Annotated in this window: 12 protein-coding genes; 9 read left to right on the forward strand and 3 right to left on the reverse strand. The window is 58.4% G+C overall.

Annotated elements, in window-relative coordinates:
* Positions 1–196 precede the first annotated feature (196 nt).
* The 3 genes from VMU57_RS01060 to VMU57_RS01070 all read left to right on the forward strand — a co-directional run bounded on the left by VMU57_RS01060 (position 197) and on the right by VMU57_RS01070 (position 2,491).
* Positions 197–910 carry a DUF4142 domain-containing protein gene (locus tag VMU57_RS01060; RefSeq protein WP_325379900.1) on the forward strand — a complete coding sequence of 238 codons (714 nt, stop codon included), beginning with the start codon at positions 197–199 and terminating at the stop codon, positions 908–910.
* An 87-nt stretch (positions 911–997) separates the two neighbouring features.
* Positions 998–1,780, forward strand: coding sequence for a TPM domain-containing protein (locus VMU57_RS01065; protein ID WP_325379902.1), 783 nt, complete (start codon positions 998–1,000; stop codon positions 1,778–1,780).
* A 129-nt stretch (positions 1,781–1,909) separates the two neighbouring features.
* On the forward strand, positions 1,910–2,491 hold the full coding sequence (locus VMU57_RS01070; protein ID WP_325379904.1) for a LemA family protein: 582 nt from the start codon (positions 1,910–1,912) through the stop codon (positions 2,489–2,491).
* Positions 2,492–2,552: 61 nt separating this feature from the next.
* Here VMU57_RS01070 and VMU57_RS01075 read toward each other — a convergent pair whose 3' ends face one another.
* Entirely contained in the window at positions 2,553–2,900 is a 348-nt protein-coding gene (locus VMU57_RS01075) for an STAS domain-containing protein (RefSeq protein WP_158908951.1), read from the reverse strand.
* Between the two features lie 14 nt (positions 2,901–2,914).
* The gene (locus tag VMU57_RS01080) at positions 2,915–3,469 is read right to left on the reverse strand and encodes an ATP-binding protein (protein ID WP_325379908.1); all 555 of its coding nucleotides are present in this window, start codon (positions 3,467–3,469) and stop codon (positions 2,915–2,917) included.
* A gap of 327 nt (positions 3,470–3,796) precedes the next feature.
* Here VMU57_RS01080 and VMU57_RS01085 point away from each other — a divergent pair, with 327 nt between their 5' ends.
* From VMU57_RS01085 to VMU57_RS01105, 5 genes are read left to right on the forward strand one after another with little or no spacing between them, the layout of a single operon-like run.
* Positions 3,797–5,071 carry a magnesium transporter MgtE N-terminal domain-containing protein gene (locus VMU57_RS01085; RefSeq protein ID WP_325379910.1) on the forward strand — a complete coding sequence of 425 codons (1,275 nt, stop codon included), beginning with the start codon at positions 3,797–3,799 and terminating at the stop codon, positions 5,069–5,071.
* A 42-nt stretch (positions 5,072–5,113) separates the two neighbouring features.
* Positions 5,114–6,175, forward strand: coding sequence for a glycosyltransferase (locus VMU57_RS01090; protein WP_325379912.1), 1,062 nt, complete (start codon positions 5,114–5,116; stop codon positions 6,173–6,175).
* Positions 6,172–7,710 carry a GMC family oxidoreductase gene (locus tag VMU57_RS01095; RefSeq protein WP_325379914.1) on the forward strand — a complete coding sequence of 513 codons (1,539 nt, stop codon included), beginning with the start codon at positions 6,172–6,174 and terminating at the stop codon, positions 7,708–7,710. The genes VMU57_RS01090 and VMU57_RS01095 overlap by 4 nt, the downstream gene beginning before the upstream one ends.
* A 31-nt stretch (positions 7,711–7,741) precedes the next feature.
* Entirely contained in the window at positions 7,742–8,731 is a 990-nt protein-coding gene (locus VMU57_RS01100) for an aldo/keto reductase (RefSeq protein WP_325379916.1), read from the forward strand.
* Entirely contained in the window at positions 8,728–9,978 is a 1,251-nt protein-coding gene (locus VMU57_RS01105) for an Nramp family divalent metal transporter (protein ID WP_325379918.1), read from the forward strand. Before VMU57_RS01100 ends, VMU57_RS01105 begins: the two co-directional genes overlap by 4 nt.
* A gap of 132 nt (positions 9,979–10,110) precedes the next feature.
* Here VMU57_RS01105 and VMU57_RS01110 read toward each other — a convergent pair whose 3' ends face one another.
* Positions 10,111–13,665 (reverse strand): polysaccharide deacetylase family protein, encoded by a 3,555-nt coding sequence (locus VMU57_RS01110; RefSeq protein WP_325379920.1) that lies wholly within the window; start codon positions 13,663–13,665, stop codon positions 10,111–10,113.
* Between the two features lie 106 nt (positions 13,666–13,771).
* On the opposite strand from VMU57_RS01110, the gene VMU57_RS01115 reads away from it, so the two are divergent.
* Entirely contained in the window at positions 13,772–15,160 is a 1,389-nt protein-coding gene (locus VMU57_RS01115) for an ArnT family glycosyltransferase (RefSeq protein WP_325379923.1), read from the forward strand.
* The last annotated feature ends 82 nt before the right edge of the window (positions 15,161–15,242 follow it).

Raw genomic sequence — 15,242 nt, forward strand, 5'->3', positions numbered from 1 at the left:
TGCAGCGTTGTAGGCGTAGGTTCCTGGCGGGCAGTTGGCGGCGTGATGATGCTTTCGGTCATTCAATAAACTCCAGCCGACAGGATACCGCGTTAGCCACTTGAGAGAGGCAACCCTAACCGGAACGAGTACACCAAACCAGAAAGACAAGGCGGCACAAGAACGACTAACAGATGTCCGCCGGAGGGCTATGGCAATGAACTTTAAACCAGTGCGTATCATCCTGCTGTGTACGGCAACGACGTTATTTCCTGTAGCGATGTTTGGGCAGGCAGAGCCGGGAACGCTGCCGGAGATGGCGGCGCAACAGTCGGCTCCATCGAGCGAGCCCTCGCCTGGGCCGGGACAACGGCAGCCGTCGCGGCCGTCGATGCAGGACTCGATCGGAAGCAGCGAGCAGACGGCACAGGCGACCAAGGACAAGATGTTCGTTCGCAATGCCGTCGAAGGTGGAATGGCCCAGGTGCAGTTTGGCCAGCTGGCCGCAGAAAAGGGCGGCAGCGACGACGTCAAGGCTCTTGGCCAGCATATGGTCGAAGAGCACACGGCGCTGAACAAGGATCTGGAGGGCGTGGCGGACTCGATGGGGGTGATGCTGCCCAAGCACATCAACAAAGAAGACCAGGCGGAGCTGGACAAGCTGAATGGCCTATCGGGCGATGCCTTCGATACGGAGTATCTGACGATGATGGTGAAGGGGCATCACCATGACCTGAGGGAGTTTCGTGTAGAAGCGCAAGGAACCCAAGACGCGGCGCTGAGAATTGCAGTGGTGAAGGGCGCGAAGACGATTCATGAGCACCTGGTGATGGTGGACCAACTGGCGAAGAGCAAAGGTGTCGAGGTTCCGCATCGGCATCACGAGAACAGGGCGGAGCAGCCTGCGCCTCCTCCCCCGCCTGCGCAGTGATGTTGAGTTGTGAGGGAAAAGGACGCCGGGAGCGTCCTTTTCTTTTGCCCTGTGATGCTGCCCGGCAAGGCGTAGAATAGACCTTCAATGAAGCGCATTTCGCGATGGCTGGCAATCGTTGTTCTGGTTCTTTCGCCAGTCGGTTTTCTGACGGCGGAGACCGTAGCGTCGCTGCCTGCGCCTACGGGCTATGTCAACGATTTTGCTGGTGTGCTGTCTCCGGGGACTGTGCAGAGCGTGGATGCGCTGTGCACGCAGGTTGACCGCCAGGCCCATGCGCAGATCGCTGTGGTCACGATCAAGACGATTGACGGCGACCAGTCGATCGAAGAGTTTGCCACGGCGCTTGAAGAGAAGTGGAAGGTGGGGGCGAAGGGAACCGACAAGGGCGTGCTGATGTTGCTGGTCATGCAGCCGAGACGAGGGCGCATCGAGGTCGGCTATGGGCTTGAGGGCATCCTCAACGATGCCAAGGTGGGCGACATTGGCAGGGCGATGGCTCCGTATGCGCGGCAGGGAGACTATAACCGTGCGGTGGCGCTGGGGGTAGGGCAGCTTGCACAGATTATTTCGACGGATGCGGGTGTTACCCTGACGCAGCCGATGCAGCGGCAGTACCGTCAGCAGCCGCAGGCAGTGCCGGTGCATCTGAGCCTATGGCAGGTGGTGCTTGGCGGGCTCGGTATTCTGTTTGTGTTGTTCATCCTGGTCAGGACGGGAAATGTCGGGCTGATCTTTTTTCTGCTGGGAAGCCTGATGGGAGGCGGTGGCGGCAGAGGTGGCGGAGATGACGATCGGGGCGGCGGAGGTGGCTTCGGCGGCTTTGGCGGTGGAAGCTCCGGCGGCGGAGGTGCGAGTGGAGATTTTTGAGGGTGCCCGATGTAGAGATTAGCTCGGCGTCAATGGAGTGAGAAGGGCAGAGATATCCGGGAGTGATACAGTACAGCCGGAGATGTCTGCCGGGAAGATCGAAACCAGACAAAGGAGATCGAGGGACGAATGAAATCTTTATGGGTTGGACTTGGAATTTTGGGCGTCATTATTCTCATACTGCTGTTTGGATTTGGCAGCTATGTGAGCACGAAGAATACTTTGGTTCAGAAGAATGAGGCCATCAACCAGGCCTATTCGCAGGTGAACGTGGTGCAGCAGCGCCGCCTCGACCTGATACCGAACCTGGTTGCGTCGGTGAAGGGCTATGTCAACGAAGAGTCCACCGTGCTGACCAACATCGCAAACGCCCGCGCGGCCATCACGAGCGCTCCGGACCGCGCGAGCAGCATCGCGGCCAACTCGAAGCTGGATGTCGCGTTGGGGCCGTTCTTCCGGTTGCAGGAACAGTATCCCAACCTGAAGGGCAACGAGCAGTTCACGCGGCTGACGGACGAACTGGCCGGGACAGAGAACAGAATTGCGGTTGAGCGCAGCCGCTACAACCGGACGCTCGAAGAGTACAACGTTTATGTTCGCCAGTTTCCCAACAGCATCTGGGCGAACTTTGCGGGTTTCCACTACAGGGATGAATACTTCAAGGGCAATCCGGAGAACAGCGCTGCGCCGAAGGTTGACTTCTCGAAGTAGGCAGTTTGGAGCAATAAGAAGGCCGTCGCTTTGGGCGACGGCCTTTTTGTACGGAACGATGTTATTTGGTGAAGGAAGAGATTGCTGAGGCTTCGTCGTCCTTGACGTCGAAGACGGTGTAGAGCTTGGTGATCTGAAGCAGGTCGTGGACCTTCTTGGTGAGGTTGAGCAGCTTCAATTCGCCGCCTGCGTTCTTCACCGTGGTGAAGGCGCTGACCAGCTCGCCGATTCCGGAGCTATCGATATAGTTGACTTCGCCGAGGTTGAGCAGGATCTTGTTCGACCCTTTGGCCAGCACATCGCGAACTGCGTCGCGAATGGTGACGCTGCCTTCGCCGAGTGTGATTCGGCCGCTGAGATCCAGAATTGTTATGCCGTCGACCTGGCGAGTCTGTACTTTCATGCTCATGAGTAATCGTCTCCTTAGTTCCCCGGTTGAGCGGGTCTGCGATGTTTAATTAGTGTCAGTTCCGTGCCGGGATGTAGCTGGCGAAAGTGTACCTCATCCATGAATGCCTTGATAAGGAAGATGCCACGACCGGAACCACGGAGAATATTTTCTGGCGCAAGCGGGTCGGGAATGGTGTCCGGATCGAGTCCGGGGCCCTGGTCGGCGACGCGAATGACGAGCGCATCCGAGGTGGTTTCAAACGAGGCGGTGATGTGCTTGTTGGGGTCGTAGGCATTGCCGTGCAGAACGGCGTTGACGGCGGCCTCGCGGACGGCCATAGCCACGTGGGTCGCGGTGTCCTCGTCGAAGCCGGCGCGCTGCGCGGTCTGTTCGGCGGTCAACTCAACTTTGTTGACGCTGTCGAGCGACGAGTCAAGTGTGAAGCTGACGCGGCTTGTGGTGGAATCGGCCAATGCTGTCCCTGAAGAACCCTTGTATCGGTCGTCGGATGCAGACGAGAGCGATGATGGCAGTGTGCTTGTGGTTTGGCCGAATGTCAAGGATGGCGGGTTCTTGAGCTTTTCCAAAATCTTCCTCCCCTTCGATACGGGCGCGAACGAGACGGCATTACTTTCCGGTCTTTTCGCGGTCCGGCTCGTTCAGGTGAGCTACTATGCGGATAAGAGGAGTATACGGACAGGTTGGGCCAATGCTCCGTTTTCCACAAATTTATTGGATGCAGGTTTTCGGCTCTGCGCGCCGGAGTAGCGAAAGACGAAATACAAGGGTCTCTCCACTGCGCTCCGTTCCGGTCGAGAGGACGTGGTTCTTTCAGCAACCATCACAGTAGAACGGAGGCAAGCCGTTTAATCTGAATGATGTAAAGTCCTGTACTACAGCAGTTACGATTGCCTATGACGAAGTTAAGCCAACGAACGAGCGTTGCCGCCCTGATGGGCGCGAGCGTGGTGGACGAACGAGGTTCCCTATACGGCCGGGTGCACGAGTTCGTCGTTGCGCCGGAGGTTGCGACTTCGCAGGTTCATGGCCTGGTGCTGAAGCGGCCTTCCGCGAAACGGGGCGAGCCGCCCGCGCTGGTTCTCATCACCGATCTGAAGCTGACACCTCGCAACGAGATGCAAATGCGCGCGGGCGCTTCGCCGGCCACGCTGGCTGACGACGACAACCGGCTGATGCTGGAGCGCGATCTGCTCGATCAGCAGATCATCGATGTGCATGGGCGCAAGGTAGTCCGGGTTAACGATGTCGATCTGGTCTGGGAGTCGAGCCAGGAAAATGGCTCTGAGCTATCCCTGCGAATCGTCGAGGTCGAGGTTGGGCTGCGCGGTGCGATCCGCCGTCTTTTGAAAGGGCTGCCCACTGCCGCTGCCGAACGCATCGCGGGACGCTTCAGGCCCAGCCTGATCCCGTGGGACTTCGTTGACCTGATCGACCGCGACCCGTCGCGCAGAGTCAAGCTCAAGATCGAGCAGAACCGGCTCTCGCAGATGCACCCCTCCGATATCGCGGACATTCTTGAGGAGCTTGCGCCTGCGGAGCGCCAGGCGCTGTTTATCAGCCTCAACGAGGAGATTGCCGCCGAGGCGCTGGAAGAGGTCAAGCCGAAGATGCAGCAGGCGCTGATCGAGTCGCTCGACTCGGGCCAGATTGCCGACATCGTCGAGGAGATGGACCCGGGGGCCGCCGCGGACTTGCTCTCGGAATTGTCGGACGAGCGGTCGGAAGAGATTCTCGGCGAGATGGAGCCCCAGGAGAGGCAGGAGGTCGAGGAGCTGCTTGAGTTCCCCGGCGACTCGGCCGCAGGGCGCATGACGACGGACTACATTGCGTTGCCTGCGACAGCGCGGCTTGCGGAGGCTATTGCAGCGCTGCGCGAGTTTGAGGGCGACATCGAGATTGTCACAGATATTTATCTCCTGGATGAAGAGGGAAGGATTGCCAGCCTTATTCCGCTGGTCCAGTTGCTGCTGGCGGCACCGGATGCTCCACTGGCAGAGCTGCCGCACAGCCATGTCGTGGCCTGCAATATCGATTCGAACGGCCGCAAGGTGGCCGAGCTTTTCGACAAATACAACCTGCGATCGCTGCCGGTGCTGGACGACGAAAAACGGCTGGTGGGAGTTGTACATGCCGAGCAGGTAATCGCCCTGCTGCGATCTAACAACTAGAATCAAAACAACGCCAACAATCAGGAAGAGACTCCGATTCCAATGAAAATTCTCTATGCCGCCAGCCTCTCGCCTAATGGCTCCTCGCTCTCTCGCTTATGGGCTCTGGAGCGGTTGGGCCATCAGATCATTCCTTTTAATGCGGATGAGTATCAATATAAAAACGCCTACGCGCGCAAGGTCTTCTATCGTCTCGCGACGGGACCACTGGTCTCGCGTCTCAACCGCGATCTGCTTCGTGTGGCCGCGGATGAGAGACCCGATCTGTTGTGGACGGACAAGCTGCTTGGGATGCGGCCAGCGACGCTTGATCGCATGAGAGCGATGGGAATAGCCACGGTCAGTTACATGATCGACAATCCCTTTGGTCCTCGGAAAGATCCCGGCTGGCGGCTCTACATGAAGGACATTCCGCACTATGACCTGCATGCCGTGCAGCGCGATAAAAACATTCTCGACTATCGGGAGCACGGTGCTCGCGATGTCATCAAGATTCAGACTGCCTATGAGCCCACCATTCACTTTCCTCCTCCTTCCGGCTGGAGCGACAAGGACCGAGACCGTGCTGTCTCTTTTATCGGAACGCCCTATGACAAGCGCGCAGAATTTCTCACGCGGCTATGGAAAGAGTTTGGGGTCCCGGTCACTGTCTCCGGAGGTCTGGTCTGGAAGCCAGCTCTGGGTGCAGAGGCAGCAGCGGCCATCTATCGTGGCAAGGGAGAACTGTTTTGCGACGAGTACAGGGAGGGCATCTGGAAGTCGCAGATCAACCTCAGCTTCATTACGCACTCCAATCAGGATGAGTTTGTCCAGAAGAGCTTCGAGATCGTCGGTTGCGGGGGCTTTCTGCTTGCCGAACGCTCGGAGGGACATAAGCAGCGCTTTATAGAAGGTGAGGAAGCGGTCTTTTTTTCCGACATAGAAGAATGCGCTGCAAAGATTCGCCGCTATCTTCCGGACGAAGCGGCACGCGAGCGGATTGCGGCCGCGGGCCATGCGCGAGGGGTTCGCGACGGGTATCACAACGACCGCCAGGTGGGCCTCATCATCGAACGCGCCCAACCGATTGTTCAGAGAATGCAACAGGCAGGGAGACGTTCATGATTCGCGATCTGCTCCAGTCGCAACCTGAAGCTGGTGCGGCCGCCGATATCTGCATTGTCGGCGCTGGGGCTGCGGGTATTGTTCTGGCGGTAGATCTGGCACGCCGGGGCAAGAGCGTTCTTCTGCTCGAAGGCGGCGGCAGCGAAATCGAAGAGTCTTCGCAGGACCCCTACCTCAGCGAGCTTTCGGGACTTCCGCATCGCGGGATTCACACCGGGCGCTTCCGCGCAAAAGGCGGAACGACGACCAAATGGGGTGGCCAGATTCTCGAATTGGACACTTTGGATTTCGAACAGCGTCCGGGGATCGATGGCAGCGGATGGTCTTTTCCAAAGAGTGAGCTTACACCGTTTTACGAACGGGCATTGGAGTTTGAAGGATTGGCGAAAGTTACGCGTCAGGACGAAGAGGTCTGGCGCGAGATCGGCGAAGCATCACCGAAGCTACCCGATCTGGAACCATATTTTTCCCGCTGGTGCCCCGAGCCGAACTTTGCCAGGCTGCATCGTAAATCTATCGAAGAACACTCGGGCATAAGCCTCTGGCTCCACGCCAATGCGACAGAGCCCGTGCTCGAAGGAGAGGTGATGCGGGGTATTCGCTGCCGCACGCTTACCGGCAAAGAGGCTATCTTTCATGCTTCCCAGTTTATTTTTTGCCTTGGTGGGATAGAGAGTTCTCGTTTTTTTCTACAGCCTAGAGCTGCTGGTCTGCCGTGGAACAGCTCCGGGCTGCTGGGCAAGCACTTTCAGGATCATGTGGATTGCAACGCGGCGACCGTGGAGCCGATCCATACCGGGCGCTTTCACCGGATGTTCGACAACGTCTTCAGCAGAGGCTTTAAATATCATCCCAAGCTGCGGCTGGCTGTGTCCGAGCAGGCTGCACACGGTACGCTCAACGTTGCATCCACGATGGCCTTCGTCAGCGATACCGACGAGACCCTGACGGAGTTGAAGACGACGGCTAAGAGCTTTTTACGGGGACGTGTTCGTGAGATCGGCGCGGCGGAGGTCGGCTTCGCAGCTCGTCACCTTCCACTCATCGTCCGCCAGGGGTTTCGTTACAAGGTTCAGCATCGTGCTTATAATCCACCCGATGCACGCATCTTTCTTCGCGTTCACTGCGAACAGGAGCCGATGTCCAGGAGCAGCATTACGCTGGCCGATACCCGAGATGCCCTTGGCCTTCGGCGGACACGGCTCGACTGGAAGATCTCAGAGAAAGAGCTTGCCAGCATACGGGAGTACGTCCGGATAGCCACAAAGTCTTTGGCCAGTGTGGCTCATGTTCATCCGCACGAAGATCTTTCTTCCGATAAGTTTTTGGCGCACTGTGATGACAGCAATCACCACATGGGCGGAATGCGTATGTCCGACTCGCCCGCGAAGGGTGTGGTCGATTCGAACCTCCGTCTCCATGGGACGAGTAATGCCTACATCTGTAGCAGCGCGGTCTTTCCAACTTCGGGCTTTTCAAACCCGACTCACACTCTTCTCGCGCTGGCTGTCAGGCTGGCGCAACATCTGGGTTAGCCTGACATAGGGCCTTTTGGCGGGAGAGAAAATGGATCAGATCGCACTGGGAAGTTCCGGCCGTAAAACCACCCGGCTTGGTTACGGCTGCTCGTCGCTGATGGGAGCGATGGGCCGTCGCGATTCTTTGGCCGTGCTCGAAAGCGCCTTCGATGCCGGGATTCGGCACTTCGATGTTGCTCCCACGTACGGTTACGGAGAGGCGGAGAGTTGCCTGGGTGAGTTTTTGCAGAAGCATTCCGATGTGACCGTGGCGACAAAATATGGGATTCCACCGGCCAGAAACGTATCCTTTATCGGAATGGCACGGGGCATCGTCCGTCCATTGGTGAAACAACTCCCCGGGCTCAAGAAACGGCTTGCCGGGATGGCTCACACCGCAACGCGACCCGTAGGGAGAGCTTCCTTTACTGCGTCCCAGGCAAAGGAATCGCTCGAACGGAGCCTTGCCGCTCTACGCACCGACCACATTGATGTGTGGCTTCTGCACGAGGTGGAGGCCCTCGATCTTCAGGACGACGGTTTGCTTCGTCTTCTCGAAGACGAAGTTGCCAAAGGAACGATCGGAACCTTCGGCATCGGCAGCGAAGCAGCCAAGGTGGATGATCTTCTCATCTCGCGTCCCGCATATTGCCGCACGCTACAGTATGAGTGGTCAGTTCTCGATGCTCCGGTCCCATTCGGCGGCCCCTTTCGCATTCACCATCGCGCGCTCACAAAGAACTTCCGCTCCCTGCATGGCGCGCTAACGAAGGATACGGTCCTCTGCAGGCGCTGGTCGGAGAAGGTCGGAGCCGAACTCGGAGATCGGGAGCAACTGGCAAACCTGATGCTTAAGGCATCACTCGTCATGAATCCGGGGAGCGTCATTCTGTTCTCTTCGAAGAACCCGGACCACATTCAGAACAATGTCCGTGTGGCTGGGGACGCCACGCTGGATGCACCCGCGCAGAGGCTCTACGATCTGGTTCAGGCTGAAGGGAAGCAGCTTCTGCAAGAGGCTGGAGACGAAGCGCTATGACATCGTGGCGCAGATGGCGAACGAGTCTCATCCTCTTTCTGGCCGTGCTTGGGCCAGGCTTCATCACCGCGAACGTCGACAACGATGCCGGCGGCATCCTTACCTACTCGCAGGCGGGCGCACAGTTCGGATACACGCTGCTGTGGACGATGATTCCGATCACGCTGGCGCTGATCATCGTGCAGGAGATGTGCGCGCGCATGGGGGTGGTCACAGGCAAGGGACTGAGCGACCTGATTCGGGAAGAGTTCGGGTTGCGCATGACCTTTGTGATGATGATCCTGCTGGTGGTGGTCAACTTCTGCAACGTCATTGCGGAGTTCTCCGGCATTGCGGGCAGCATGCAACTCTTCCACATCAGCAAGTACGCCAGCGTACCGGCGTGCGCGTTTCTGGTTTGGATACTGGTGGTCAAAGGCGACTACAAGAGCGTCGAAAAGGTCTTTCTGATTGCCAGCGTCTTCTATATTACTTACATCGTGGCGGGCGTTCTCAGTGGGCCTGATTGGCATCTTGCACTGGTCGAAACGGTAAAGCTGCCGGGACGCGGCGTGTGGAGCGACAAGATGTACGTCTACTCGACAGTCGCCATTATCGGCACGACGATCAGTCCGTGGATGCAGTTCTATCTGCAATCGACCATTGTTGAGAAGGGAATCAACGTTCGCCAGTACAAGGCCTCGCGGCTGGACGTCATCGTTGGCTCCTTTTTTACCGATCTTGTGGCGTGGTTCATTGTTGTGGCCTGTGCGGCGACGTTGTTCACTCACGGCATCCGTAATATTGCAGACCCTGCCGATGCTGCGGGAGCGATGAAGCCGCTGGCCGGTCAGTATGCGTTTATTCTCTTTGCCGCGGGACTTTTCAACGCTTCACTGTTTGCGGCTTCGATTCTTCCGCTATCGACTGCCTATACGGTCTGTGAGGGACTTGGGCTCGAAAGCGGACTCGATAAGAGCTTCAAGGAGGCCCGCTTCTTTTACTGGTTCTACACGCTGCTGCTGGCGGGCGGCGCGGGCATCGTGTTGATACCGAACTTTCCACTGGTCAAGTTCACCATCCTGTCGCAAGTGCTCAACGGCGTTCTGCTGCCGATAGTGCTGATCTTCATGCTGCGCCTGATCAACAAGCATGAGCTGATGGGGAAGTATACGAACAGCCGCTGGTTCAATGCGATGGCTTGGCTCACCACAGTCATCGTGATTGTGCTGTCGGGGATGATGATTTGGAATGGCTTCCACTCTTAGAGCGTTCTCAGTGCCGATGAGAACAGACAACAGCGAGGACGAAGGCGAAATACAGGGGTTCTCCACTCCACTTTGCTCCGGTCGAGATGACGTTCTTTTGCTGTCGGATGACCTTTTCGTTTTAGACAGAGCTTAGTGCGTGGAGTTGTCCTCGGTGAGCTTATCGGTGGCTTTGGACATCTTGGCGGTGCGCTCGAGCTTATCCCAGTTGAAGGGCTTGCCGTCGATGGCGCGCTTGATCGTCTTGAAGAGCACGACCGAGAAGACCTGGCGGTAGGTGAAGCGCTGAATCCAGATATGGAAGAGAAGCCAGCCGTCGCCCTTGCTTGCCGGGTGCTTTCGTTCGAGCGCGAAGGCGAGCGCAGAGGTAATGAAATCGATCATCAGGAAGGCAAGGAAGAAGATGATCAGCTTGTCCAGGTTGGCGGCCGAGGTGGTGATCGGATGGAAGTGCTTGTCGACGTAATAGCTCAGCACGCCGACGACAAACATGAGGTCGATGAGCGGGGAGACCAGCGGCAGCAGGATCTGGAAGATCAGCGTGTTGGGGAGCGCAAAGAAGCCCAGAGCCTTGTGTTTGGTGAATGCGCCGCGGTGCTTCCAGATGGCCTGCAGGATGCCGAAGGACCAGCGGAAACGCTGGCGCATCAGTCCGTTGGCTGTCACCGGCGCTTCGGTGAAGGCCAGGGCCGCGTCCTCGTAGATGGACGAATAGCCCTGCTCGAGGATGTTCATGGTGAGGTCGGCATCTTCGGCTACGGTATTGGAGTGATAGCCGCCGCCCTCCTTGACGATGGAGGTGCGCCACGCTCCGATGGCACCGGGAACGACGGTGACGACATCGAAGAGATCGAGGGCGCGGCGCTCGAAGTTCTGGCTGGTGATGTATTCCAACGCCTGCCAGCGGGTCCACAGGTTGACCTTGTTGCCCACCTTGGCATTGCCGGCGACGGCACCGACCTTGGGGTTGGCAAAGTTCGGCACCAGCCGGGCGATGGCGTCGTGGGCGATGACCGTATCGGCGTCGATGCCGACATAGATCTCTTCCTCGATATGGGGAAGGGCGAAGTTCAGGGCCTCTGCCTTACCGGCATTGGCCTTGGTCATAACGATGAGGCGGCCGGAGGCGATATCGGCGGGGTAGGCCGCGCGCGCAATGTCGTAGGTCTTGTCGGTTGAGCCGTCGTCGACGACGATGATGCGCAGGTTCTTATAGGTAGACATCATCACGGAGCGGATGGTCCGCACGATGACCGTCTCTTCGTTGTAGGCGGGGATGACGACTGCGACTCTTGGCTGATAACTCTCGGTTGCGTAGTTTTTGCGCTTGCGCAGGCGGTCGATGATGGCACAGATGCCCATGATGACGAGCCGTGCGCTCATGAGGATATCGCCAATAAAGAAGACGCCGACGATGAAGTTATTAAAGAAGCCGACGAAGAAGAAGGTGACGGAGTCGGCGCGGGCCATCCAACGCTGGTGAGGCGTGAGCGGTGGCATCACCTCGGCGCGGGTCTTGCCGATCAGATCGGAGACGTTGACGATCTTGTAGCCGTGGGCGCGCAGAGCTTCAATAAGGACTGGCAGCGCGGCAACGGTTGCGGAGCGGTCGCCGCCGCCATCGTGCATCAGGATGACGGAGCCTTTCGTCCAGGTACGGACGTTCATGTCCGCAATCTGCTGGAAGACGCTCTCGACGATCTCCTGCGGAGATTTACGTGGATGCTCGTCCCAGTCGTTGGTGTCGATCTTGTTGCCCAGGATGACGTAGCCCATGTGCTGAATGCGGTCTACAGGCGCGGCCTGGTCGTTGGTGTCGGGTTCCTGGTCGATGGAGTAGGGCGGACGGAAGTAGAGAGGCTGTACGCCCAGCTTGGAGGCGAAGAGGCGCTCGGTGAGGTTCAGTTGCAGGTCAACCTGAGCGTTGGAGATGTCGCTGATGTCCGGATGGGTGAAGGTGTGGTTGCCTATCTCATGGCCTTCGCGATAGACCCGCTGCATCACGCCGACATTGTTTTCAGCTACTTCGCCGATCATCAGGAAGGTGGCGTGGACGTTGTAACGCTTCAGAATGTCGAGGATCTTCGGCGTCCACTCGGGATCGGGGCCGTCGTCGAAGGTGAGCGCGACCTCCTTGGGGTGGTAGCCGTACTGCTGCACCGTGTAGGAGAGCGGGAGGGAGTCCATCGTCTCGTCGGTGATGGAGCGGTAGTTCAACGGGATCGAGGTGTCATCGTCCAGGGTCATGGTGCGCTGACCATTCTGGGGCTTTCGCGTGATGCGTAGAATGTCGCCGTCGCCCTCGGTGTCCACGTCATATCCGGGCTCGACGGTGGCGAGCTCCTTGAGCGGGTCTCCCTTGGTCGGGTTGTCCCAGATCTTCCAGAGCGAGTTGTCCTCGGAGCCAAGCCGCCACAGGGCAAAGGTCTCGAGTCCAAGCGCGCGTGCTGCCCGCATCTCGTTCAGGACGGTGACCGCATCGAGAAACCAGACCTGGTGACGGACATGAGCGTCTTCGTCGTCGTAGGCAAAGTGCGCGTTAAGGGAGTTGTCATCCAGCTCGACGTCAGAGCCGGAGTCATAGGCCTCCTGCCAGGCCTCTTGCGTCGACAGGTTCTCTGAAGTCAACACCTTTGGAGGCGTTGGCTTGATGTGCCTTCCGTGTTTGGCAGGCGCCGGAGGCATGGACATGGACCAGTCGTAGCCGTAGCTGCCGATGGCGCAGATGATCTTCTCTTTAGGGACAATCTTGAGGACGTTCTTCAGGTTGTCGATGAACCAGTCCTGCGGAGCGATGGGGCCGGGACCGCTGTCGGTCTGGTGCTGGTCGTAGTTCATCAGCAGCAGTCCGTCGGAGTGGTCGGCAATGTATTTCAGGTTGAAGTCGTCGTCGCCTACGGGAGTATTCACGTAAAGGCGAAGATGGTGCTGCTGAAAGTCGCTGTAGATGGCGGCGATCAGGGAGTTGTAGCCGGGCTGAGCAACGGAGGGAATCTCCTCGAAGTCGAGTGACAGGCCGTGGTAGTTGGGGTTTGCCGCGAAAAACGTATCGAGCTGCTTGAGGAAGGTTGCGCGGGCCTCGTCGCTTTCGAGGAAGTCTCCGATGGAGGAGAGAAAGATGCCCTTGACCGGGTCGTAGTTGTTGACGAGCGGGAAGACCTCGGTATCGACGTGGTTTGCCGCAATCGTGCGGGCCACCTTGAACTCCTGGTCAACCGGGTGGACTCCACCGTCATCGACGACGCGGAAGGGCCGGTTGTCGATGGTGAATGAGGTCAGGTTGCCATCGGGCGTAACGATGTGGAGCCACTCGGGAAAGAGCAGGTCAACCTGCTTGATGTGCTGCTTGAGCGAGGAGTAGCTCGCTGGGTCCCACTCGACATAGTAGGCGGCACGAAGTCCTTCCCCTGAGTTCAGGGTAACGTCCGAGGGCTTAAGGTCGGTCTTTCGATGCGCGGAGGGGCGCAGCTTCTGGCCCGGTTTGAGGACCGGCTTTCGCGGATTGGTCAGGGTACGGTAGTTCCGCTTTTGAGCCTGAAAAGACAGCTCGGGCAAGGGTTTGGTGCGCAGCAGTCCCACCAGAAACACGGCGATCAGCAGGATGCCGAGAAGAGCGAGGATATCGAGAACTCGACGCAGCCTCTTCCAGCGTTTACGTAGCGGATCGTAGAAAATTTGCTTGTTCATTGAGGAGGGGTTGCGGTGTAAGCGCCTATGTCAATCGTATGCAGGGAAACGGGTTCAGTCAATGTGAAGGCAATGGAGGGCATGATCCAAAGTATGATGCACATACATGACTCGTAGGCGAATACAGCTAGGGCTATGGGTGGCTTTGCCGCTGGTGCTGGGGCTTGCCCTGCGGCTATGGTTTATCGCCCATTTCGCCAGGATCGACGGCGACACGCTGCTGTATGGCGATATTGCCAAGAACTGGCTGGAGCATGGCGTCTATGGATTTACCCGGACCGGTATCGCTCCGCGTCCAACGCTGATCCGGCTGCCCGGCTATCCGCTGTTTCTGGCAGCGTGTTTTCGCGTCTTCGGCATGGAGCACTACACCGCGGTGATGGTCGTCCAGAGCGTGATCGACCTGTTCACCTGCCTGGTCGTGAGTGCGCTGGCGGGGCGTTTGTTTGGGCGGCGCGCGGCGGTGGTCGCGCTGTGGCTGGCTGCCCTGTGCCCGTTTACGGCGAACTATGTTGCGGCTCCCTTGACGGAGACGCTGAGTCTGGCCTGTATCGCGGTTGCCTTTTATGGGCTGGAACGATGGCGGACGACGGCCCTCGGCCTGAACCGTTGGCTCTGGGCGATCACCTTCGCGCTTGCCTATGCCGTGCTGCTGCGGCCTGAGCAGGGATTGCTGGCCGCAGCCGTGCTGGGCGCTATGCTCTGGATCTGTTTGCGGGGACGCGACTGGACGCGTTCCGTGTGGCCGGTAGCTGTGGCCGCCGTGTGCATGGTGCTTCCGCTGGCACCCTGGGCGGTGCGGAACTGGCGGACGTTTCATGTGATTCAGCCGCTGGCTCCTCGTTCGGCCACCGATCAGGGGGAGCTGGATCCCCTGGGATTTCAGCGATGGTACGGGACCTGGGCCATCGACTTTGCCTCGACCGAGGACGTGTACTGGAACTATGACGGCGCGGAGATCGACATCAGCGATGTGCCATCGCGGGCCTTCGATTCCGAAGAGCAGTATGAGCAGACGAATGCGCTGTTGAACGACTACAACCAGACCGATAATGCCACGGCAACGATCGATGCACGGTTTGAAAAGATTGCCGAGCAGCGAATTCAGGATGATCCGGTTCGCTACTATGTTGCCCTGCCCGTGGCGCGCTTAGGAAACATGATGTTCCGGCCACGGACGGAGATGATGCCGATCCCGCTGTACTGGTGGCACTGGGATCATCCCGAGAAGAGCTGGTTTGCCGCAGGGTATGCCGGGCTGAACCTGCTTTATTTTTTGCTGGCAGGCGTTGGCTTCTGGCTGTGGCGGATGCGGGGATGGGATGGAAACCCTGCGCTGGCCTGGTCGATGATGGGGTTTGTGCTGCTGCGGTGCGCTGTGCTGCTGACGCTCGACAACTCGGAGCCGCGATATACGCTGGAGTTCTTTCCGGTGATGGTTGTGTGGGCAGCGGTGATTGCGGCGCGGCCCAATGAAGCTCTGGTTGAGTCCTAGGCATTCCCTCGGTGGCGAAAGCCACTTCGAAGCAAAGCCACTTACGGACGGACTAAAGTCCGTCCCTTTCAAGTCCAAGGCT

The sequence above is a fragment of the Edaphobacter sp. genome (assembly GCF_035532915.1).
Taxonomy (GTDB): Bacteria; Acidobacteriota; Terriglobia; order Terriglobales; family Acidobacteriaceae; genus Edaphobacter.

Coding starts and splice junctions, on each gene's coding strand:
- VMU57_RS01095 (WP_325379914.1), top strand. CDS start 6,172: ATGATTCGCGATCTGCTCCAGTCGCAACCTGAAGCTGGTGCGGCCGCC.
- VMU57_RS01100 (WP_325379916.1), top strand. CDS start 7,742: ATGGATCAGATCGCACTGGGAAGTTCCGGCCGTAAAACCACCCGGCTT.
- VMU57_RS01070 (WP_325379904.1), top strand. CDS start 1,910: ATGAAATCTTTATGGGTTGGACTTGGAATTTTGGGCGTCATTATTCTC.
- VMU57_RS01105 (WP_325379918.1), top strand. CDS start 8,728: ATGACATCGTGGCGCAGATGGCGAACGAGTCTCATCCTCTTTCTGGCC.
- VMU57_RS01090 (WP_325379912.1), top strand. CDS start 5,114: ATGAAAATTCTCTATGCCGCCAGCCTCTCGCCTAATGGCTCCTCGCTC.
- VMU57_RS01115 (WP_325379923.1), top strand. CDS start 13,772: ATGACTCGTAGGCGAATACAGCTAGGGCTATGGGTGGCTTTGCCGCTG.
- VMU57_RS01075 (WP_158908951.1), bottom strand. CDS start 2,900: ATGAGCATGAAAGTACAGACTCGCCAGGTCGACGGCATAACAATTCTG.
- VMU57_RS01065 (WP_325379902.1), top strand. CDS start 998: ATGAAGCGCATTTCGCGATGGCTGGCAATCGTTGTTCTGGTTCTTTCG.
- VMU57_RS01060 (WP_325379900.1), top strand. CDS start 197: ATGAACTTTAAACCAGTGCGTATCATCCTGCTGTGTACGGCAACGACG.
- VMU57_RS01110 (WP_325379920.1), bottom strand. CDS start 13,665: ATGAACAAGCAAATTTTCTACGATCCGCTACGTAAACGCTGGAAGAGG.
- VMU57_RS01085 (WP_325379910.1), top strand. CDS start 3,797: ATGACGAAGTTAAGCCAACGAACGAGCGTTGCCGCCCTGATGGGCGCG.